Annotated in this window: 23 protein-coding genes; 17 read left to right on the top strand and 6 right to left on the bottom strand. The window is 38.4% G+C overall.

Features of this window, described 5'->3' with window-relative positions; genetic code table 11:
- Positions 1-263 precede the first annotated feature (263 nt).
- From ACEN31_RS04230 to ACEN31_RS04220, 3 genes are all read left to right on the top strand, one after another.
- On the top strand, positions 264-440 hold the full coding sequence (locus ACEN31_RS04230; protein ID WP_407108736.1) for a hypothetical protein: 177 nt from the start codon (positions 264-266) through the stop codon (positions 438-440).
- Positions 441-730: 290 nt separating this feature from the next.
- Positions 731-1,684, top strand: a complete 954-nt coding sequence (manA, locus tag ACEN31_RS04225; RefSeq protein ID WP_407108735.1) for a mannose-6-phosphate isomerase, class I — start codon at positions 731-733, stop codon at positions 1,682-1,684.
- A 21-nt stretch (positions 1,685-1,705) separates the two neighbouring features.
- Positions 1,706-2,569: an ROK family protein gene (locus ACEN31_RS04220; protein WP_407108734.1), complete on the top strand. Its 864-nt coding sequence runs from the start codon at positions 1,706-1,708 to the stop codon at positions 2,567-2,569.
- Between the two features lie 34 nt (positions 2,570-2,603).
- Here the strand turns inward: ACEN31_RS04220 and ACEN31_RS04215 are convergent, their stop codons facing one another.
- A complete protein-coding gene (locus tag ACEN31_RS04215; RefSeq protein ID WP_407108733.1) occupies positions 2,604-3,488 on the bottom strand; it encodes a MurR/RpiR family transcriptional regulator in 885 nt (294 codons plus the stop codon).
- A gap of 209 nt (positions 3,489-3,697) precedes the next feature.
- Here ACEN31_RS04215 and ACEN31_RS04210 point away from each other — a divergent pair, with 209 nt between their 5' ends.
- Positions 3,698-5,092 carry a 6-phospho-beta-glucosidase gene (locus tag ACEN31_RS04210; protein ID WP_407108732.1) on the top strand — a complete coding sequence of 465 codons (1,395 nt, stop codon included), beginning with the start codon at positions 3,698-3,700 and terminating at the stop codon, positions 5,090-5,092.
- A 260-nt stretch (positions 5,093-5,352) separates the two neighbouring features.
- A complete protein-coding gene (locus ACEN31_RS04205; protein ID WP_407108731.1) occupies positions 5,353-5,925 on the top strand; it encodes a GAP family protein in 573 nt (190 codons plus the stop codon).
- Positions 5,926-6,618: 693 nt separating this feature from the next.
- On the opposite strand, the gene ACEN31_RS04200 is transcribed toward ACEN31_RS04205, so the two are convergent.
- The 3 genes from ACEN31_RS04200 to ACEN31_RS04190 all read right to left on the bottom strand — a co-directional run bounded on the left by ACEN31_RS04200 (position 6,619) and on the right by ACEN31_RS04190 (position 8,168).
- Positions 6,619-6,948, bottom strand: a complete 330-nt coding sequence (locus tag ACEN31_RS04200) for a DsrE family protein (RefSeq protein WP_407108730.1) — start codon at positions 6,946-6,948, stop codon at positions 6,619-6,621.
- Between the two features lie 221 nt (positions 6,949-7,169).
- Positions 7,170-7,673 (bottom strand): hypothetical protein, encoded by a 504-nt coding sequence (locus ACEN31_RS04195; protein ID WP_407108729.1) that lies wholly within the window; start codon positions 7,671-7,673, stop codon positions 7,170-7,172.
- A 21-nt stretch (positions 7,674-7,694) separates the two neighbouring features.
- On the bottom strand, positions 7,695-8,168 hold the full coding sequence (locus tag ACEN31_RS04190; RefSeq protein WP_407108728.1) for a VOC family protein: 474 nt from the start codon (positions 8,166-8,168) through the stop codon (positions 7,695-7,697).
- Positions 8,169-8,336: 168 nt separating this feature from the next.
- Here ACEN31_RS04190 and ACEN31_RS04185 point away from each other — a divergent pair, with 168 nt between their 5' ends.
- Genes ACEN31_RS04185 through ACEN31_RS04165 form a run of 5 tightly spaced genes read left to right on the top strand, consistent with a single transcriptional unit; the run spans position 8,337 to position 11,128 of the window.
- Positions 8,337-8,840 carry an ECF transporter S component gene (locus ACEN31_RS04185; RefSeq protein ID WP_407108727.1) on the top strand — a complete coding sequence of 168 codons (504 nt, stop codon included), beginning with the start codon at positions 8,337-8,339 and terminating at the stop codon, positions 8,838-8,840.
- On the top strand, positions 8,841-9,386 hold the full coding sequence (locus tag ACEN31_RS04180) for a TIGR01440 family protein (protein WP_138404590.1): 546 nt from the start codon (positions 8,841-8,843) through the stop codon (positions 9,384-9,386).
- A 24-nt stretch (positions 9,387-9,410) separates the two neighbouring features.
- On the top strand, positions 9,411-9,659 hold the full coding sequence (locus ACEN31_RS04175; RefSeq protein WP_407108726.1) for a hypothetical protein: 249 nt from the start codon (positions 9,411-9,413) through the stop codon (positions 9,657-9,659).
- Entirely contained in the window at positions 9,628-10,650 is a 1,023-nt protein-coding gene (locus ACEN31_RS04170) for an ArgE/DapE family deacylase (RefSeq protein ID WP_407108725.1), read from the top strand. Before ACEN31_RS04175 ends, ACEN31_RS04170 begins: the two co-directional genes overlap by 32 nt.
- 43 nt (positions 10,651-10,693) lie before the next feature.
- Positions 10,694-11,128, top strand: a complete 435-nt coding sequence (locus ACEN31_RS04165) for a GNAT family N-acetyltransferase (RefSeq protein ID WP_407108724.1) — start codon at positions 10,694-10,696, stop codon at positions 11,126-11,128.
- 48 nt (positions 11,129-11,176) lie between these two features.
- Here the strand turns inward: ACEN31_RS04165 and ACEN31_RS04160 are convergent, their stop codons facing one another.
- Positions 11,177-11,647, bottom strand: a complete 471-nt coding sequence (locus ACEN31_RS04160) for a MaoC/PaaZ C-terminal domain-containing protein (protein WP_407108723.1) — start codon at positions 11,645-11,647, stop codon at positions 11,177-11,179.
- Positions 11,648-11,667: 20 nt separating this feature from the next.
- Complete coding sequence (locus ACEN31_RS04155) at positions 11,668-12,873, bottom strand: acyl-CoA dehydrogenase family protein (protein WP_407108722.1); 1,206 nt, start codon at positions 12,871-12,873, stop codon at positions 11,668-11,670.
- A 208-nt stretch (positions 12,874-13,081) separates the two neighbouring features.
- Between ACEN31_RS04155 and ACEN31_RS04150 the strand changes: the two genes are divergently transcribed.
- The 7 genes from ACEN31_RS04150 to ACEN31_RS04120 all read left to right on the top strand — a co-directional run bounded on the left by ACEN31_RS04150 (position 13,082) and on the right by ACEN31_RS04120 (position 20,619).
- Entirely contained in the window at positions 13,082-13,981 is a 900-nt protein-coding gene (locus ACEN31_RS04150; RefSeq protein WP_407108737.1) for a LysR substrate-binding domain-containing protein, read from the top strand.
- Positions 13,982-14,332: 351 nt separating this feature from the next.
- A complete protein-coding gene (locus ACEN31_RS04145; RefSeq protein ID WP_407108721.1) occupies positions 14,333-15,514 on the top strand; it encodes an acetyl-CoA C-acetyltransferase in 1,182 nt (393 codons plus the stop codon).
- Between the two features lie 17 nt (positions 15,515-15,531).
- On the top strand, positions 15,532-16,650 hold the full coding sequence (locus ACEN31_RS04140) for an acyl-CoA dehydrogenase family protein (protein ID WP_407108720.1): 1,119 nt from the start codon (positions 15,532-15,534) through the stop codon (positions 16,648-16,650).
- Between the two features lie 12 nt (positions 16,651-16,662).
- On the top strand, positions 16,663-17,520 hold the full coding sequence (locus ACEN31_RS04135) for a 3-hydroxybutyryl-CoA dehydrogenase (protein WP_407108719.1): 858 nt from the start codon (positions 16,663-16,665) through the stop codon (positions 17,518-17,520).
- A 13-nt stretch (positions 17,521-17,533) separates the two neighbouring features.
- On the top strand, positions 17,534-18,319 hold the full coding sequence (locus ACEN31_RS04130; RefSeq protein WP_407108718.1) for an enoyl-CoA hydratase-related protein: 786 nt from the start codon (positions 17,534-17,536) through the stop codon (positions 18,317-18,319).
- A gap of 200 nt (positions 18,320-18,519) precedes the next feature.
- Positions 18,520-19,665: an acetyl-CoA hydrolase/transferase family protein gene (locus ACEN31_RS04125; protein WP_407108717.1), complete on the top strand. Its 1,146-nt coding sequence runs from the start codon at positions 18,520-18,522 to the stop codon at positions 19,663-19,665.
- A 174-nt stretch (positions 19,666-19,839) separates the two neighbouring features.
- Positions 19,840-20,619 carry a formate/nitrite transporter family protein gene (locus ACEN31_RS04120; RefSeq protein WP_407108716.1) on the top strand — a complete coding sequence of 260 codons (780 nt, stop codon included), beginning with the start codon at positions 19,840-19,842 and terminating at the stop codon, positions 20,617-20,619.
- Positions 20,620-20,733: the final 114 nt, after the last annotated feature.

The raw sequence follows: 20,733 nt of genomic DNA, 5'->3' as shown, positions 1-20,733 counted from the left end.
ATGACGGATTGTCTACAAATATTTAGTCTTTATACCTTTGAGTCTACGATTATTATGACAGAAATTAACTTAGTTCACGAATGAAATGAGTGTGGCTCAGATTGTCCACGTTCATAGGACCAGTATAAAGTTGCGGTTTGTCCTGAGTTGGTCTAACTCAAGCCAAATGGAGTTGTGGTTTGTCCTGAGTTGTGTGAACTCAAGCCAAATGGATGTGCGGTTTGTCTTTAGTTGCCCGAACTTAAGCCAATTGGAGTTGCGGTTTGTCTTTAGATAGCCGAACTCAAGCTAAATGGAGTAGTGGTTTGTCTTTAGTTGCCCGAACTCAAGCCAAATGGAGTAGTGGTTTGTCTTTAGATAGCCGAACTCAAGCCAAATGGAGTTGCGGTTTGTCTTTAGATAGCCGAACTCAAGCCAAATGGAGTTGTGGTTTGTCCTGAGTTGTGTGAACTCAAGCCAAATGGAGTTGCGGTTTGTCCTGAGTTGGTCTAACTCAAGCCAAATGGAGTTGCGGTTTGTCCTGAGTTGGTCTAACTCAAGCCAAATGGAGTAGTGGTTTGTCTTTAGATAGCCAGACCTAAATCCCAAGACCTGCTTCCGCCAGCAAAGCGGAAATTAATTAATCATCTTATCCAGTAAATATTTTCAACTCAACAACTATTATGATAATATTAGCAGATGAGAGCGTATTAGAAATCCAAATATAATTAATGAGAATGGAGCTGTTTTAGTGGAGCCAATTTTTTTAAAACCAGTTTTACAAGAGAAAATTTGGGGTGGCAATAAGTTAGAAAGCGAATTTAACTTCGATTTACCGAGCGACCGTATTGGTGAAGCCTGGTCAATTAGTGCGCATCCAAATGGCGTTTCGACCATTGAATCGCCGGATGAATTTAAAGGTATGGCCTTTGATCAATTTTACGAAGAGCACCGTGAGTTCTTTGGCGAATTAAATGATGATGTCTTTCCATTATTAGTAAAGATACTTGACGCGAAAGAAGACTTATCTGTTCAAGTGCATCCAGATGATATTTACGGAAAAGAGCACGAAGGTGAATTAGGTAAGACGGAGTGTTGGTATATTATCGATGCTGAGCCTGGTGCGCAAATCGTTTATGGACATAATGCGGAGTCCAAAGAAGAGTTCCAGCAATTGGTTGAAGAAGGGCGCTGGGACGAGTTACTGCGCCGAGTGCCAGTGACGCCGGGCGAATTTTATTATGTGCCACATGGAACGATTCACGCCATTGGTGGGGGTGTCATGATATTAGAAACGCAACAAAGTTCAGACACCACTTACCGCGTGTATGACTACGATCGTACTGACAATCAAGGGCAGCAACGTGAATTACATATCCAACAATCTATTGATGTGTCGCTGATTCCGCATCAAGACCCTGAACAAGTGGCAGATGTGAGCCAACAAGAGGGTGGCGCGATGACGCATTTTCTAACGAATGATTACTTTAAAGTCTTTAAATGGGATGCGACAAGCGACTTAGAAATTCCTGTCACTAACGCTGTTTATTTAGCAACGGTGATCGATGGCAGTGGGGAACTCATTGTGAATGGAAAATCCTATCCACTAACCAAAGGCGATTCTTTTGTAACGCCAGCTTCAGCATCTGAAATCCAAATAAAAGGGAATAACTTAACCTTAATCGCATCAAACCCAGTTTATTAATTCAAATAGGAGTGATTAAATATGACATTACTAGGAGCAATTGAAGCAGGTGGCACTAAATTTGTCTGCGCTGTTTCAGATAACGCATTAAATATTATTGAACGAGTGTCGATTCCCACAACGGTTCCGGAAGAAACCATGGAAGCCGTAGTAGATTTTTTTGGAAAATACGACGTCGACAGCTTTGGGATTGGGTCTTTTGGTCCGATTGACGTCAATCCAGCTTCAGAAACATATGGTTACATTACGTCTACACCTAAACCAGGTTGGAACCAATTTGATTTTGTAGGCTATTTGAAAAAAGCGTTTGGTAAACCCATTTACTGGACGACCGATGTGAATGCGGCAGCTTATGGCGAGTACAAATTAGGAGCTAGCAGAGATATTCAAAACAGTTTGTATTTAACGATTGGAACAGGAGTCGGAGGGGGTGCTGTGATTAACGGTGAGGTTTTCAATGGGTATTCTCATCCGGAAATGGGGCACATCAAAGTTCAAAGACATCCAGAAGATACTGGAGAAGGCTCATGTCCTTATCACGGTGATTGTTTAGAGGGACTCGCAAGTGGATCTGCTATCGAGAAGCGATTTGGTAAAAAAGGGATTGATTTATCTAAAGACCATAAAGCATGGGAGTTCACAGCTTATTATTTAGCTCAAGCCTTGATGAATTATTCATTAGTCTTATCACCAGAGCGAATTATCTTAGGTGGTGGCGTAATGAAGCAAGCCCATCTACTACCTATGATTCAAGCAAAATTAGAAGAATTAATGGCCGGCTACTTAGCTTTACCACCGATGGCCGAGTACGTTCAAACACCTGGCTTAGAAGATAATGCTGGAATTACCGGCTGTCTTTTATTAGCTCAGAAAATGTTAAATTAAAAAAGCTCAGTAACGACCGACAAATTCGGATCAGTTACTGAGTTTTATTTTCGCGCATAATGTCAGAACTAATGCGACGCGAATCAAAAATTTGCCCGACTTCAATAATATGTTCTAAATTGGCATCATAATCGTGAATAAACACTACCGCATAGAGTAAATTTAATAAGTAAATAATTGACGTATTAGAAGTGAAATTCGCTATCTTTGAATAGAGCTTTTCCCGTGTTGTAATATGCAAGGTAACGTCACTCAGTTTAGAAATCGTATTGTCACCAATACTTGTCAGACTAATAATGGATGAGCCGCGTTCACGCAACATGTCAATGCATTTTAACATGACATCATTCTCGCCCGTATAGGAAATGACGATGGCGCACGTGTCTTCTGTTGAATGATAGGCTTCGTAATCAATGTAATGAAATGTAGAAGCAATTGAAACATTCCGATTAATTCGGCGCATTTTCGTGACAAAATCCTGAGAAATCATCGCATTTGTATGACTTCCGAAGATCTTAATTTCTTTGGCTTTCAATAATTTTTCTTGGGCCTGCATTAAATTCTGATAATCCAAAAGTGACAAGGTATCTTGAATCGTATTGTGTTCAAGGGTTGCCAACTTATTCGCAATGGAAAGTAGGTTATCTTGCTTTTCAAAAGGAAGGTTCGCGTCAATAGAATTATAGTTGCTATTTAAATAGTGCCATTCCTTTAAGTAGGCATCTTTTAAATCTGTCCAACCTTTAAAGCCAAGCTTTTTCGCCACTCGAATTAAGCTCGTTGGGTTTGTGTGAGTCAATTGAGCCAGGGCAGTGGTTGTCATATTTTCCAGTGACTGAGGATTTTCGGTCATATAGTCTACTAAGGTTTGTTCTGCATCTGAAAAGTGTTCAGACTTCATTTGTTCGATAATTAGCATGATAGCCTCCTAACTTCATTTTATTTAATCATAAAGGATTAGAAGGATTTTCACAACGTTTAGTATATTTTGTGTCAGTCTTACACAAGGAAAATGTGAAAAGACCATTGATTTGTGACGAGGCATACTACTTGACCTCACGCTGTTGTAAAGGTTTACTTGCAGGGTTAAGCTAACCTTACAAACAAATAGAGGAGGCTATATTTTTTATGGCTAAAGGGATTAAAATTGTAACAATCGGTGGCGGATCAAGCTATACGCCTGAACTCATTGAAGGTTATATTAAACGAAAAGATGAATTACCAATCGAAGAAATCGTACTGGTGGATATCGAGGCGGGGCAGGAAAAACTGAATATCGTTGGCGAAATGGCTAAGCGAATGATTAAAGCGGCCGGATTAGACTGGAAAGTGACATTAACTTTAGACCGTTTCAATGCCTTAAAAGATGCAGACTTTGTGACGACACAATTTCGTGTAGGGCTACTGGATGCGCGTTTGAAAGATGAACGGATTCCATTGTCACACGGTATTTTAGGACAAGAAACAAATGGAGCCGGTGGGATGCTTAAGGCGATGCGTACAATTCCTGTGATTGGTTCAATTATTGAAGATATGCGACAACAATGCCCAAATGCTTGGTTAATCAACTTCACCAATCCAGCTGGGATGGTAACGGAAGCAGCGATCAATGAATTCGGTTGGGAACGCACGATTGGTTTATGTAATGTCCCGATTACTCACTGTATGGATGTTTCTGAGAAATTAAATGTGGAACAAGCAGAATTAAATTTTCAATTTGCTGGGATTAATCATTTTCATTGGCACCGGGTTTGGGATAAAGCTGGGAATGAGCGCACAAAAGAAGTCATCGATTTGTTATACAAAGAGGATGAGGACGCACCTGATAGCGCACTAAAAAATATTCACGACGCAGGTTATAATGTCGATCAAATTCAAGACTTGGGACTACTACCTTGCGGTTATCACCATTACTACTATTCTGAAGATATTATGTTAGAGCATTCAATTGAAGAATTTAAAAATGGGGAAACGCGTGCGCAAGTAGTGAAAGAAACAGAAAGAAGCTTGTTCGAACTATATAAAAATGCTGAACTAGATTACAAACCGGAAGAATTAACACAACGTGGGGGAACGTATTATAGTGACGCGGCTTGTGAAGTGATTGCGTCAATCTATAATGACAAACGCACTCAAATGGTTGTCTCGACACAGAACAAAGGTGCAATTGCTGATTTACCGTATAATTCAATTATTGAAGTATCAGCGGAAATTACCTCTCACGGAGCCATGCCTTACAACTGGGGAAGCTTCATGCCAGCAGCTAGAGGAATGTTACAGTTGATGAAAGGAATGGAGGAGACAGTCATTCGTGCTGCGGTTGAGGGTAACTACGGTGCAGCTTTACATGCCTTTACGATCAATCCTTTAGTACCAGCAGGAAATACAGCCAAACGTGTGTTGGATGAATTACTTTACGCGCACAAAGAACACTTTCCACAATTTGCCGAAAAAATTAAAGAGATTGAAGCAAAACAACCCGAGGTGGTTGAGTATGTGGATGAGTTAATGAAGTCGAATTAAGTAAATTTGTAGACTTCTGGCGTAGCTATAATCAATTTTATGCGAACCGTTGTGCCAGAATCTAAATGGAAATATGGTCATCAATCATGATTATAGTAGCGTTAAAGACGAAAAATATTTGACTTAAGGAATTGATGTGCTAAAGTAGAGTGAAATAAAATAATATAAAAATATCGCCGGATAGACATTCATTTTTGTACGTAGGCCAACGTGTACAAAATTGGATGTCTATCTTTTTTTATTTTTAAGGAGGAAGGAATATGTTTTTATCATTATTAGGTGTTACGATTGGTGCTGGCTTGGTTGATAGTTTAAACCCAATTGCCATTGCGCAACAATTTGTATTACAATCTACTGCGAAAAGTAAGCATTCAATCTTGGCTTATATTTTTGGAATTGGTTTAACTAACTTTATTTTTGGGCTGTTATTTTACTTCGGTCTGGCGCAAATTATCCGAAATGTTTTTGAATCGGTGCAGACAAATTCCCCGTTTCTATTCCCGCTCACACTGATTATCATAGGTGTGATGTTAATTATTTACTGTGTTTACCACTATTTTTCTGAGAGAAATAAAAAAGCAGAGATTAAAGATGGGGAAGTAGAACCTACGCCAAAGAATTTGTCAGCCGTTCAATTATTTGGAGTTGGCGTAGTGTCTTGTTTGGCAGAGCTCACAAGCGCTTTGCCATACATTGGCTATTTAACGGTCTTAATTTCAGCTGATATTCATTGGACAATGGCTTTGGTTATGCTTGTATTATATAACTTAGTCTTATTCAATTTACTATTGTATATTTTGTATGCAGTGTCTGTTTATAATGAAAAATGCTAATGAAAATTTATACCCGATTTTACCGTATCATGAGTTATATTTTAGAGTACGGAATCCTAGTACTAAACGTTTTATTAAGTTCGTTTCATATATTTAGGAGAGGTTAGGTTTTATAATTTGTAAAGTGGGTGAATTAGTGCCCCGAGAAAATCTCAAGGCACCAAAACACGAAAAAGGATCCCTGAGAAAATTTCAGGGCACCAAACCATCCTTGAGAAAATCTCAAGGCACCAAAACACGAAAAAGGATCCCTGAAAAAATTTCAGGGCACCAAACCATCCTTGAGAAAATCTCAAGTCACCAAAACACGAAAAAGGATCCCTGAGAAAATTTCAGGGCACCAAACCATCCTTGAGAAAATCTCAAGGCACCAAAACACGAAAAAGGATCCCTGAGAAAATTTCAGGGCACCAAACCATCCCTGAGAAAATCTCAAGGCACCAAAACGCGAAAAAGGATCTCTGAGAAAATTTCAGGGCACCAAACCATCCTTGAGAAAATCTCAAGGCACCAAAACGCGAAAAAGGATCCCTGAGAAAATTTCAGGGCACCAAACCATCCATGAGAAAATCTCAAGGCACCAAAACGCAAAAAAGTGTCCCTGAAAAAATTTCAGGGACACGAATCCAACAACCAATCCAAAAAACCAGCCCACCTCACTCAGTATCAATACTGAATAGGGTGGACTGTTATTTATGCGCGTATATATGCATAGCCGTCTTCTTGGCGGGCAATCAGTTCAACCACGCCACTTGGGACGTATGTAAAGTGACTAGCTTCTGCTTGTTCTTGTGTTAATTCTTGTGCAGCCAAAGCATGTCCGCATAACTCGAAAGTAACACCTTTTTCTAACAAAGGCTCAGCTTTCGAAGCAATATCAGGGTGACTAACAATTTGAACGGCAGGTCCGTTTCCAAGAATAACTATATCAACGTTAACTAAATCAGCTAAGGCATTACTAGCACTAGCGATAACTTTTGACCAATCATCTAATTCGTGAGCATGAAATATGACTTTTTTCATCGTTTCACCTCTTTACTTTTGAAAAAATAGAAATAAACCAGCGTGTAAAGGCAAAACTTCTGCCGGCAAAAAGTTTTTGATTGCGTAAACAATCCATCGAGTCTTTATATTTATCAGCTGCAGTGGTTTTTAATCGTTAAACTTTAATCGTAATATTAAATTAATCGTCAGTCGCAACCGTTCAATCTAGTTTTAAGTACACAAAGACTCTACCAAAAGTGTTAAATCTCAGTGAGTAAATCAATTGAAATCATAGAGTTTGCATTCGATTGATCGATTAAAGAAGAAATTTTATTAACTTCTTTCGTAAGTCGGTCAATGTCTTCGCGAATCGATGACTCATTATAAGCACTATATTCGACCACGCCAACCCCCGTCTCAACGCGTGTTTCTTGGCGCTGAATTAAATTCTCAAGTTGCGTCAATAGTAAACGCGTTTGACGAACCCATTCGAGCTGATAAGTGACACTATGATTTTCTACAATAAGTTCATTATTTGCCTGTGCAATGGCGTGACGCAAAGCGCTTGTGTCGGTAATCAGTTGTTTGTATTTTACCAATTCTTCTTCATTCGATTTAGCTTTATCATCATGAGCAATTGGCTTACCGTCCACTTTCACCGGACCAAAGAAATTTGAACGGAAACGGTAAGTAAGTTGATCAATTTGTTTATTAAAATTTGATAAAGTGAAAATAGCTTCTTGAATAGTTAATTGATGTTGCATAGTTACCTCCAGTGATAAAATTTATTTTTCCAAACCTGCTGCTTCCAAGTCGCTAATAATAATTTTCTTCATGTTCATCAAGGCTTGAATTTGAGCGTCAGTTTGTTGCAATTCATTTAAGTGACTCGGGATAATTTGCCAAGAAAGACCGTACGCATCCTTAACCCAACCACATTGCTCACTTTCTGGAACGTGAGATAATTTTGACCAGTAGTAGTCAATCTCCTCCTGATCTTCGCAAGCAATCGTAAATGAAATTGCTTCGTTAAATCGGAAATACGGACCGCCATCTAGACCAATAAATTTCTGGCCATTCAATACAAATTCAGCATTAATAACTTTGCCAGCCATGCCTTTAAAATGTTCATTTAAAGACTCATCCGGATAATATTCGATGGACGTGACTTCTGAATTAGGAAAAATAGAAACATAATAATTAAGCGCTTCTTCACAATTGTTATCTGAGAACCATAATGATGGGATAATGTTTTTCACAATAAACACACCTAATGTTTTCTTTATTTTACCACTCCAAAATATCAAAACAAAATAATACAATCAGTCGAACAATGAAAGAGACTGTTTCTAATTAATTTCTAATAAGCGTATAAAAAGGGTCAAATTTGTATTATAATAATAGAATACAAAGTGAGGTGAATGGGAATGTTTAAAACAAATAATTTAGTTAAAATCGCGTTGTTAACTGCTTTAACGACTGCTATTTCCCTATTAGTGATTATTCCGGTTCCAGCAATGAACGGATTTGTTACATTATGTGAGGCGGGTATATATTTAAGTGCAGTCTTACTTGGTCCCGCAGGTGGCTTTTGGGTTGGGGCATTGAGTGGTGGACTTATTGATATATTATCTGGCGCACCTCAATGGGCTTTATTCTCAATCATCATCCATGGTATTCAAGGATTGTTAGTTGGATATTTATATCAGAAATTAACAAGTTCCTTTAAACTAAGTATGAGCTTAGTACTTGGAAGTGCGAGCATGATTGTCGGCTACTTCTTAGCAACCATGTTACTATATACTTGGCCAGCAGCGATGGCGTCAATTCCAGGGAATCTTGTTCAGACAGTTTTTGGAAGTTTAGTCACGATCGCCATGTTAAAAGGTCTTAAGAAAACAAGTTTTAATCCAGCAAAAGAAGGTAATTAAATGAACACTGATAAGTTAACGAATGATTTAATTCAAATTGTAGAAGATGTACTAGAGGCAGCCCAATTACAAGCAGGGAATACTTTTGTTTTAGGGTGTAGTACAAGTGAAGTTGTTGGAGGCATGATTGGGAAAAATTCCAGTCAAGAAGTCGGCGAACTCATTGTCTCAACACTGAAAGAGTATTTAGACCAGCATCAAATTAATTTAGCCGTTCAAGGATGCGAGCATTTGAACAGAGCGCTTGTTGTTGAACGCGCCTTTGCAAAGCAAGCTGACTTAGACGAAGTGTTTGTTGTACCAGCTTTAAATGCTGGAGGTGCAGCCTCGGTGGCAGCATTTAAATACTTTACGGATCCAGTTGTCGTTGAACATATTGTTGCACAAGCTGGTTTAGATATTGGAGATACGGCAATTGGGATGCATGTTAAACATGTCCAAGTACCCGTGCGCCCAAGCATTAAGGGATTAGGCTCAGCCCATGTCACAGCTTTAAGAACTCGACCAAAATTCATTGGGGGACCTCGCGCACAGTACGCTAATTAAGGAAAATATTAAGGAGTGGAATGTATGAGTATTTTTTCAAATGAAGATAAGATATCACTATTAAAAGATTTAGTTGCGATTAAATCAGTTAATGGAAATGAAATCGAAGTTGCAACTTATTTAAAAGACGTATTAAATAAACATCAGATTGAAGCAGAAGTGATTGAAGTCGATGAAGGACGCGCCAATTTAGTGGCTGAATTCGGAAGCGGTAGCCCCCCTGATTGGAATTTCAGGTCATATGGATGTAGTGTCAGAAGGGGACGCTGCTGAATGGAAATATGATCCTTTTGTCTTAACTGATGAAGACGATAAACTATATGGACGCGGGACTGCGGATATGAAAGCAGGATTAGCAGCACTTGTCATTGCGATGATTGAAATCAAAGAAGCCGAAGCCTTACCTCAAGGAACGCTTCGCTTATTAGTGACTGCGGGTGAGGAAAGTACGCAACTCGGGTCAAAATATTTACGTGAAAATGGCTACATGGATGACGTTGAAGCAATGATTATTGCTGAACCAACAGGTGATGTCATAAACATTGCCAACAAAGGATCAATGAACTTTAAAGTAACTTCTCGCGGGAAATCGGCTCACAGTTCCATGCCAAAAGTTGGTAAGAATGCGATTGAACCATTAATGGGCTTTGTTGAACACGTCATTGGAACATTTGAGAGTGTGAATCAAGAGACTGATTTCTCAAGCTTTGATTTTACTCCCGTCATTGAAAATTTTGGTGGGTCTAAAGATGACACCGAAGGAAATAAAGATTTAGCAGATTTTCTAAAAAGAGCGGTCTTAACTAATACATTGTTCAACGGTGGATCACAAATTAACTCAGTACCGGACAAAGCCGAAGCTTACTTCAATGCGAGAACGGTGACTGAATTTGATAACGAGCAGATGCGTGATATCTTCAACCAAGTTTTGGCTGAATATGAAGGGACTGAAGCGGAGTTATCTCTTGAGATGTTATTAGACTTACCGCCGATTATTACGACAGGCAAGAACCATTTAGTGACATTAGCCAAAGAAATTGGAGAAGAGACACTCGGTACAGACTTACTTGTTGGACCAACAACGGGTGTGACAGACGCATCGTATTTACTTATCGATAAAGGAGAAGACTTCCACTTTGTTGTCTTTGGACCTGGGAAGACAAGTTCTGCCCACCAACTCAATGAATACGTGAGTAAGGAAGCTTATTTTAACTTTATTGATATTTATATTGAACTCATTACAAAATACGCTGATGGCAAATAATTGAACGACGAGCACACATTTAAAATGGAGCGTGAATGAATATATGACGATGAGATACACTCAAGCGCAAATTCCTGAGGATTCTCTTGTAAAAATAGATGCCCTGATCGACGCACACACATTAGAAAATTATCCAGAACATGAGAATTTAGAATCTAAACTGTATGCGATTGAAGCTGTGAATGAATCCGGCTTTGCCGGGGGCATCGCCTTTACGAAACAATTTGAGACAGCGCATGTGAATGCATTGGCAGTAGAAAAAGCCTATCGAGGTCAACAAATTGGATCGAGCTTATTAAAGGAAATGGAGCAATACGTTGAATCCATCGGGGTGCATACTGTATCCTTATCGACCTTAAGTTACCAAGCCTTAGATTTCTATCAGAAACTCGGCTACACCTTATCAGGTTCGATGATAGATTACCCTAGACGGGGCCTGACAAAATATGCTTTATACAAACGGCTACCAAATTATTAACTAAAGAAAAAGTCCTAGAAAAGAATCATCTCTTCTAGGACTTTTTGCTTAAGAATTTTTCGAATGGTTTGTGGGGTTTTCATAAAACATCATCAGTTTTGACGTAGTCTTAAGGAGTGGGGCATCATCTTGATTTTTTGCTAGCCATTTTAATTCAACAATCGCTTGATTTGGTTTTGATTTAGACGGCGTAATACCTAAAACTTCAGTTGTAAGATAGAGTGTATCGCCGGCACGAGTAAGGTTAGGCCAAGTTAAATTAACCATTGTTCCAATCATACCATGTTCAATACTAAACGTTCGAACCGCCAGTCCCATTGCGATGGATGCTGTGAGCCAGCCACTAGCAATTAAATCACCAAAGATATAATCTTTCGCTTGCGCTTCATCCACATGATAAAACTGTGGATCGTACTTTTGCGCAAAGTCTATCATTTCTTCTTTAGTAATGTGATAAGAGCCATTATCGATGATATCTCCGACTTTTATATCCTTTAAAGGAAATGTTTTATTATTCATATTTACCCTCATTTTTTATTTTATGTAAATGCACCTAAACCTGTGAGCTCACGGCCAACGATTAAAGCATTCACTTCATGAGTTCCTTCGTAAGTGTAGATAGCTTCTGCATCTGTGAAGAAACGCATCACTTCAGATTCTAGAGTAATACCATTACCACCACAAACTTCACGAGCCATTGCAACAGTTTCACGCATTGTCAGTGAGTTGTGCATTTTTGCTAGAGCCGAATTTAACATTAATGGACGTTCAGTTTCTTGTAATTCAGCTAAGCGCACTGAGTAGCCAATGTTAGCAACAACGTTTGCTTGCATACGGGCTAATTTCTCTTGAACTAATTGGAAGCCACCTAATTTTCTTCCGAATTGATCGCGTTCTTTAACGTATTTTAATGCTGAAATGAAAGCACCTGCTGTCACACCCATCGCGATATGAGACACATCTGCACGAGTGAAGACTAAGATTTTCGCAACATCACCAAAGCCGTTAATGTTAGCTAAGCGGTCTGCTTCAGGCACAACAACGTCTTCTAATTTAATGTGTGCGTTACGAATAGCGCGTAAAGACCCTTTATGTGGAATTGGGTTAGCGTCATAACCTTCGGCACCTTTACGAACGATGAAACATTTGATGCGGTTATCTTCAACGTCACGAGCGAAAATAGGGATAACATCCGCAGTATCTGCGCCACCAATCCAACGTTTTTCACCGTTAAGAATCCAGTTGTCTCCCTCACGACGAGCCGTTGTAGCCAAGCCACCTGCAATATCAGAACCGTGATCTGGTTCAGTTAAGCCAAAGCATCCTTGCCATTCAAATGAAGCTAATTTTGGTGCGAATTCTTCGATTTGACGGTCATCTCCACCAATTAAAATCGTGTTGTAGCATAATCCACCGTGAACAGTGTAGAAAGTAGCGATGGATGCATCGAAACGGGCTAATTCTAAGTATAAGAAAGCTGTATATAATTCGCTTGGTTTACGTTTTCCTTCACGGTCAACATATAACTTTGGATTATTCATAATTCCAACATCACTGACTTTTTTAAATGCTTCAAATGGAAAATCGGCATTCTCCCAGTACTCAGCGATGACAGGACGTACGTGAGTTTCTAAAGCTTCACGAACTTCTTGCAATACTTCAATTTCGCCATCAGTTAATTTTTCTGCATATCCATATAAATCCTCTGGATATAATTCCTTTACGATATCTGCTTTTGTTGTCATAAAAATTGCTCCTTTTTGGTTAAATTAATTTGTATATAAACGCTTACAAGACTATAATATAACCATTTTACGAGAATTACTAATTACTAATAATTAAACATCGTATTAGCCGAACTTATGACTTATTAAAAAATAAGCGTTTACAATTGACAAAAAAAGAAGTAATCTATACAGCACAATAAATAAAGGGGTTAGAAAAGTTATGAGAATGGATATAAACCAAATGAATTATTTCATAAATATTGTCGAATGTGGGTGCAATTTATCATTAGCTGCGAAAAAGATTCACATCAGCCAATCAGCTTTGAGCCAATTCATTACAAATTTTGAAAAAGAAGAAGTCGAATTATTTAAAAGAAAAAATGGCCGTTTAGATGGACTCACGGAAAGTGGCGAGAAGATTTATCGCTACGCTCAAGAGATCACGCAAAAAAGTATAGAGATGGAAGAGCTGGTGAAACGAGAGGCTTCTAAACAAAAAGGAACCATTCGTCTCGGCGTTCCATCATTAATATTACGAGTTTACTTATCTACGTATTTGCCAAACTTTGTACTAGAACATCCAGACATTCGCATCGAAGTTACCGAAGGCGGCTGTAATGATCTCAGACATATGTTGATTAATAACGAACTTGATTACGCATTTTTAATTGAACCTACAAACTTAGATTTGAAAGGTTTCGAGCAACATGTAATTGACATTGATGAAATGACAGCCTTCATGGATGCGAACCATCCATTAGCTTCTGACGATTTGTTGAACTGGTCTCAATTGAAGCCTTATAGTTTAGCGACATTTAATGATACTTTCACAACGCATTTTCTAATTAAAAATAAATTAACTGAAGCGAGTGTGCCGAATGATGTCATGTTTACGTCTGCTTCTTGGGATTACTTAATCGAAGCGACTCGTAATAATGATATCGTAACCATCCTACCAAAGCCAGTAGATCGCTTCTTGAGTAGTGATGAATTCGCGGTGAAGCATTTCCATGATTTCGTACCATTTAATGTCTTATTATGCCGCCCTAAGAAAAAAGCGTATAGTGACGTCGAAGAAATCCTCCTTGAAAATATGCTCGACTTCTTCTATCAACCTGTCGCGTAATGAGTTTAAGTTAGACGAACAATAATATAATTTAAAATAGTGTTGGTGAGGGGAACTCGCTGACGCTATTTTTTTGTGATTGAAAAATGGCGAAAAGCTACACATTTCACTAAAAAGCTACACTTTGAAAATCCAAAGTGACTGTTTTCGTCCAATAGTGATACTTTGAAAACTCAAAGTGACGCTTTCCGCCAAAAAGCTCATCAATCAGCTATCCGAACGATATATAAGTTCAGCTTATAGAGACGATAATTTTAGATTGTTAGAAATTTTCCGACTCAAGCTGTATAATAATATTTGTAAACGCTTAACAAATGTAACCAAGACACATATAAAAATGGAGGAAGTAAATTGACAGAAGTAGTAATTGTATCAGCACGTCGTTCGCCAATCGGAAGCTTTGGGGGAGCATTCAAAAATGTTTCAGCCGTAGATTTAGCAACTCAAGTAGTAAAAGAAAGTATTAAAGACATCAACTTAGATCCGAACGAGATTAATGAAGTGATCTTAGGAAATGTACTTAGTGCAGGATTAGGGCAAAATGTTGCGCGCCAAATTGCAATTAAATCAGGTATTCCAAAAGAAGTTCCTGCTTTTACAGTAAACAAAGTGTGTGGATCTGGACTTAAAACTGTTGCCTTAGCAGCACAATCTATTCTAGCAGGTGACAATGAAGTCGTCATTGCAGGTGGAACTGAAAGTATGAGTCAAGCCCCTTATGTATTAAACGACCAACGTTGGGGTAAACATATGGGAGACGGTCAAATCGTTGATACTGTCTTAAAAGATGGTTTAGTTGACGCTTTTGATGATATCCATATGGGTGTGACAGCTGAAAATGTGGCAGAAAAATTTGAATTAACACGTGAAATGGAAGACGAATTAGCCGTATCAAGTCAAAATCGTGCAGAAGCAGCAATCAAAGCTGGACGTTTCAAAGAAGAAATCGTTCCAATTGCCGTTCCACAACGTAAAGGTGACCCAGTGATGGTTGATACTGATGAATTCCCACGCTTTGGTTCAACGATGGATTCATTAGGAAAATTACGCCCAGCCTTCGCAAAAGACGGATCTGTTACAGCAGGTAACTCATCTGGAATCAATGACGGAGCAGCGATTCTTATTTTAATGTCAAAAGAAAAAGCAGAAACATTAGGCTTAACACCTTTAGCATCAATCGTTGCTTACGCAAGTGGCGGCGTAGATCCAAAAATTATGGGGACAGGTCCAATTCCAGCAACGCGTCGTGTGTTAGCTAAAGCAGACATGAACTTAGATGAAATTGAATTAATTGAAGCGAACGAAGCTTTCGCAGCTCAAGCTTTAAGTGTGATTAAAGAATTAGAATTAGATACAGACATCGTCAACGTCAATGGTGGATCAATCGCTTTAGGACACCCAATTGGCGCAAGTGGTGCCCGTATTACGGTAACGTTATTAAACGAAATGGTTAAACGTGACTCTAAAACAGGTCTAGCTACGTTATGTATTGGTGGTGGACAAGGGATTGCTTTAATCGTTAAACGCCCATAGAAAAAGGAGAATGTATTATGTCGAAAGAGGTTCATCCTTTATTTGAAGAAATTATCCAATACACGAATGATGAGTTAACCCAAGTGACGAAACATTATGATGCGACGGAAGAATATCCCACAGAGTATGTAGATTACTTCTTCAAGCGTGACATCTTTCGACTATTACTTTCTGAAGATTCGGAAACAGAAGATTTTTACACCTTTATAAAAATAATTCAAATTGTCTCTAAACAATTTCCGGCACTGGCAAGTATTTTATTAACTCAAGGAACTTACGGCGTCTGGCCGATTCATCGGTTTGGTACTTCAGCTCAGAAAAAGCAGCATTTAAATCCCGCACTTTCTGGAGAAAATTTAATTGCGTATGCATACTCTGAAATTGAAGGAAGTAATCCGGAATTAATGATGACAGAAGCGATCGAGACTGAAAGTGGCTGGACATTGAACGGCGTAAAAGCCAATGTATCCAATGCAAGTGTTGCTTCAACATTGATCATTGCAGCAAAAGCAATGAAACAAAATGGCGAAACCTGTCATGGTTTATTTATCGTCAATGCCCAAACACCGGGGATTGAAATTAGTGAACCAATAGAGAAGATGGGAATGAAAGCTTTACCGGTTTCAATGCTAACATTGACGGACGTTCACATTGAAAAAGACCAAGTCTTAGGTGGTATTTTAGCTGGAAATGAGCAAAACGAGAATCTAATGAATAAGATGAAACTCACGGTCTCTGCCCAAGCTTTAGGAATTGCCCAAGGATCAATGGAGAAAGGCTTACTTTTCACAGGCTATGAACGTCAATTTGGTAAACGACTGATTGATTTACAAATGAATCAGTTCCGTTTAGCAGAATTAGAAACATTAATCCAAGCGACAGAAGCCTTTATTAAACAAGTCGTTGAAACAAATGCAAATAATACAAGCAAAGTAGCTATGGCAAAATTAATGTCATCAAACGTTGCGATAGAAACAACAGATACCGTGATACAAATCACTGGTGGTTACGGATATATGAGAAATAACGACATCGAACGCTATGTTAGGGATGCAAAGATAACTGGAATTTATGGCGGCTCATCCGACTCACAAAAGAAAATAATTGCCCAACCATGGTTATCAAAAGAAAAATAGGAGAATGATAAGATGCAAAAAATTAAACAAGTAATGGTCATCGGATCAGGACAAATGGGAAGCGGAATTGCCCAAGTACTCGCTCAAGCTGGGTATAAAGTATTTTTAAATGATATTAAAGAAGAATTTGTCACTAAAAGTATTGAAAAAATTCAAACTCAATTACAACGCCAAGTTGACAAAGAACGTCTAACTCAAGCAGAACTTGATGATACAATGGCTAACATTATTCCATCAACAGATTATGCACAGGCTAAAGAAGTTGAATTAGTTGTTGAAGCAGCGACAGAGAACCGTGAATTGAAATTAAATATTTTCAGACAATTAGATGACATTGCCCCTGAAGAGACTATTTTAGCAACGAACACGTCATCATTATCAATTACAGAGATTGCGGCAGTGACAAAACGCCCGAATAAAGTCGTGGGAATGCACTTCTTCAATCCAGTACCCGTAATGAAATTATTAGAAATCAACATCGGTCTAACAACGGATGCAGATACAGTTGACGCGATTAAAGCTGTAGGTGAAAGCTTAAATAAAACGATTGTTGAAGTAAAAGACTCACCAGGCTTTGTCGTAAACCGTATCTTAATCCCAATGATCAATGAAGCGATTTTTGTATTAAGTGAAGGTATCTCAACTGCCCAAGAGATTGATAATGCAATGAAAGCTGGCGCAAATCACCCGATTGGCCCATTAGCCTTAGCAGATTTAATCGGTTTAGATGTGACATTATCAATTATGGAAGTGTTATATGAAGGCTTTAAAGATTCTAAATACCGCCCAGCACCTCTATTAGTTAAACACGTTGAAGCAGGCTTACTCGGCCGTAAAACAGGTAAAGGTTTCTACGACTATAGTAAATAAAAGGAGCGTCTAAATGAATTCATACAACAAATTAATGATTGAAGTAAAAGACCGTATCGGATATTTAACGATTAACCAACCAAAAGCATTAAACGCCTTGGACAGTGAAGTGTTGCAAGAATTAAATACAGCATTAACTGAAATTGAATCGAATGAAGCTATCCAAGTATTGATTGTCACAGGGGCTGGAGAAAAAGCCTTTGTTGCAGGGGCTAACATTAAAGAAATGAGCCAAAAAAATCCAATCGAAGGAAAAGAATTCTCAGAATTAGGGAATGCGGTCTTTGCTAAACTTAGCAAATTACCGCAACCAACGATTGCGGCAGTTAACGGCTTCGCCTTAGGTGGCGGGAGTGAACTCGCTTTAGCTTGTGATATGCGTATCGTTTCAGAAACAATGAAGATTGGTCAACCAGAAGTTTCATTAGGAATTATTCCAGGTTTTGGTGGAACACAAAGATTAAGCCGCTTAGTCGGTGTTGCTAAAGCGAAAGAATTAATCTTCACTGGTAAAAACATTAAAGCAGACGAAGCAGAAAAAATCGGCTTAGTAAATAAAGTCGTTGCTCCCGAAGCCTTGCTTACAGAAGCTGAAACACTGGCACAAGCTATCTTAAAAAATGCCCCCTTTGCCGTTCAACAAGCTAAAGTTGTGATTGATAAAGGCTTAGAAATACCATTAGATCACGCTTTGACTTTAGAAGCAGACGTATTTGGTCTCTGCTTTGCCACAGAAGATCAAACTGAAGGAATGTCTGCCTTCATCGAGAAACGCTCAAGTAAATTTAAAGGACAATAATATACTGAGAGAAGGAGTTTAACTAAATGACTGATAAAATGACAGCGCTATAAAACGAGAAGCTAACGACAGCTCTTGAAGCAGTAAAATTAATCGAAGCCAATGATTCACTTGTTTACCCAATTACACCCGGTGAACCGGCTGCCTTACATGAAGCTTTAAGCTCATTAACAACACTGGAAAACAACACATTATACCGTATGTTACCAAGTACACCGACGTTAGCTTTTCCGAAAGAGCAATTGAAACAAGTATCAATCTTCTTATCAGGTGCTGACCGTAAAGATTTTAATACACACAGAGTAGATTTATTACCAAATCACTTCTCAGATATTCCATCACTACTACTACAACGTGACTCTGCGCCAGTGATTATGGCAACAGTATCACCGATGGATAAAGAGGGTTACTTCTCATTAGGGACAAGTGTTTCTTATGTTGGACCTTTATTAAAACACGCGAAGAAAATCATTCTAGAAGTAAATGAAAACATGCCTTACACATATGGCGATTCAAACCACATTCACGTGAGTGATGTCGATGCCTTGATTGAAAATAATTGTGACTTAACAACCTTGCCTGAACCAAAATTAAGTGACAAAAACTTAGCCATCGGTGAAATAATTGCCGACATGGTTCCAGATAAAGCAACCTTACAAATTGGTTTTGGTTCAATGCCAAACGCCGTTATGAAATATTTAATGACGAAAAAAGACTTAGGTTTACATACAGAAATGTTATCTGACAAAGCCGTCGACCTATATAAAAATAACGTCATCAGTAACCAACACAAACCACAGTTAAAAGGGAAGACAGTTTCAACATTTGCGATTGGATCAAAACGTCTATATGACTTTATGAACTATAACCCAGATATTTACATGCAACCATGTGACGTTACGAATAGCTTTACAACAATTAGTGAAATTGACAATCTCGTTGCGATTAATTCAACAGTTCAAGTTGATTTCTTAGGACAATGTAACTCTGAACGTGTTCAAGATACTTATTATTCTTCTACAGGTGGCCAATCTGACTTTACAAAAGGGGTGCGCTTATCTAAGGCAGGTAAAGGAATTATATGCCTTTATTCAACAGCCAAGAATGATTCAATCTCAACGATAGTGCCAGTTCTCCACGCAGGATCACCCGTATCAACGACAAAAAATGATATTGATACAGTCGTAACAGAATATGGAGCAGCACAATTGAAAGGGAAGACAGTTTTTGAACGTACAGAAGCATTAATTAATATTGCTCATCCAAAATTTAGAGATGAATTACGTCAACAAGCCATTGAAATGGGCTACTTAGAAGTTAAAGAATCAGTTGCTGAAATTGTTTAATATATATTATGAAAGTCATTTAGGTGCTTGAATCACGGATATGAAACTGTGATTAAGTCCTCGGTGGCTTTTAATATTTCGAAATTTTTATAAATAAATTTTATGGAATTGCTTCTATCTCATAAAAAATGTGCTATAGTAATAGTGTAAAATTTATGGGGGAGATAGATTAGGATGAATAATTATATCGATGACGTTGCTAAGAAAAAAGAAAGCTTATACCGCTCAGAATTTCTCAGATATGCTGTGAGAGCGATGTATGCAGGAATGTATTTGACCTTAGGATCAGCGGTGGCCTTTATTGCTGCCAACCACTTTAGTGGCATTGATCTAGTCATTGGTCGGGCCATTTATGCGCTTCTTTTCCCATGGGGCTTAGTGACGATTATCTTACTCAATGGAGAATTAGCCACATCTAATATGATGTTTTTAACAAATGCCACATACCGCAAAGCGATTCCAGCGCGGTCTGCAGTGGGTATTTTGCTAGTGTGTACGTTATTTAATTTACTGGGGAGTATGGCAATTGCTTTTATGTTGAGTCGCACCACTTTATTTAGCAATTTAGAGGCAACACATTATATGTATAATGCGATTGAAACAAAGCTAGCCAAACCATATGGAGCCATGTTTTTCGACGGAATCATCGCAAATATTCTAGTGAATATTGCCATTATTGGATCGGTCCGAATTAAAGAAACGAGCGCCAAAATCTTATTTGTTGTAGCAATTATATTTATCTTTTGTTATTTTGGCTTCGAACACGTGATTGCGAACTTTGGTGGCTTTTCATTAGTTATGTTCACAAATCCGGGTGTCATTGACAGCTTCACTTTCGGTAATGTCATCATGCATTGGTTGCTTGTATTTGTTGCTAACTATATCGGAGGCGGGCTCATCATGGGCTTAGGTTACGCCTGGTTAGATTCAACGAAAACTAATTATTTAGATTAATATCATGACTCAGATTCTCGTCACAGTACGGGAATCTTTTTTTATGCATAAAGGGTTATATTGTCCAGATGTTTCAGTATAATAGAGGGCAGATCAAATTACGTTAATTAGAGG

Source organism: Ruoffia sp. FAM 26255, from assembly GCF_045528525.1.
Lineage (GTDB): Bacteria > Bacillota > Bacilli > Lactobacillales > Aerococcaceae > Ruoffia > Ruoffia tabacinasalis.
Note: the sequence above shows the minus strand (reverse complement) of the source record. Positions and strands in the feature narration are given on the sequence as shown.

Bases quoted from the DNA above. Each gene is read 5' to 3' on its own strand.
- ACEN31_RS04140 (WP_407108720.1), top strand. From the start codon at position 15,532: ATGTCGAAAGAGGTTCATCCTTTATTTGAAGAAATTATCCAATACACG.
- ACEN31_RS04165 (WP_407108724.1), top strand. From the start codon at position 10,694: ATGACGATGAGATACACTCAAGCGCAAATTCCTGAGGATTCTCTTGTA.
- ACEN31_RS04175 (WP_407108726.1), top strand. From the start codon at position 9,411: ATGAGTATTTTTTCAAATGAAGATAAGATATCACTATTAAAAGATTTA.
- ACEN31_RS04195 (WP_407108729.1), bottom strand. From the start codon at position 7,673: ATGCAACATCAATTAACTATTCAAGAAGCTATTTTCACTTTATCAAAT.
- ACEN31_RS04215 (WP_407108733.1), bottom strand. From the start codon at position 3,488: ATGCTAATTATCGAACAAATGAAGTCTGAACACTTTTCAGATGCAGAA.
- ACEN31_RS04150 (WP_407108737.1), top strand. From the start codon at position 13,082: ATGGATATAAACCAAATGAATTATTTCATAAATATTGTCGAATGTGGG.
- ACEN31_RS04210 (WP_407108732.1), top strand. From the start codon at position 3,698: ATGGCTAAAGGGATTAAAATTGTAACAATCGGTGGCGGATCAAGCTAT.
- ACEN31_RS04170 (WP_407108725.1), top strand. From the start codon at position 9,628: ATGGATGTAGTGTCAGAAGGGGACGCTGCTGAATGGAAATATGATCCT.
- ACEN31_RS04180 (WP_138404590.1), top strand. From the start codon at position 8,841: ATGAACACTGATAAGTTAACGAATGATTTAATTCAAATTGTAGAAGAT.
- ACEN31_RS04200 (WP_407108730.1), bottom strand. From the start codon at position 6,948: ATGAAAAAAGTCATATTTCATGCTCACGAATTAGATGATTGGTCAAAA.
- ACEN31_RS04155 (WP_407108722.1), bottom strand. From the start codon at position 12,873: ATGACAACAAAAGCAGATATCGTAAAGGAATTATATCCAGAGGATTTA.
- ACEN31_RS04185 (WP_407108727.1), top strand. From the start codon at position 8,337: ATGTTTAAAACAAATAATTTAGTTAAAATCGCGTTGTTAACTGCTTTA.
- ACEN31_RS04130 (WP_407108718.1), top strand. From the start codon at position 17,534: ATGAATTCATACAACAAATTAATGATTGAAGTAAAAGACCGTATCGGA.
- ACEN31_RS04135 (WP_407108719.1), top strand. From the start codon at position 16,663: ATGCAAAAAATTAAACAAGTAATGGTCATCGGATCAGGACAAATGGGA.
- ACEN31_RS04160 (WP_407108723.1), bottom strand. From the start codon at position 11,647: ATGAATAATAAAACATTTCCTTTAAAGGATATAAAAGTCGGAGATATC.
- ACEN31_RS04120 (WP_407108716.1), top strand. From the start codon at position 19,840: ATGAATAATTATATCGATGACGTTGCTAAGAAAAAAGAAAGCTTATAC.
- ACEN31_RS04220 (WP_407108734.1), top strand. From the start codon at position 1,706: ATGACATTACTAGGAGCAATTGAAGCAGGTGGCACTAAATTTGTCTGC.
- ACEN31_RS04125 (WP_407108717.1), top strand. From the start codon at position 18,520: ATGTTACCAAGTACACCGACGTTAGCTTTTCCGAAAGAGCAATTGAAA.
- ACEN31_RS04205 (WP_407108731.1), top strand. From the start codon at position 5,353: ATGTTTTTATCATTATTAGGTGTTACGATTGGTGCTGGCTTGGTTGAT.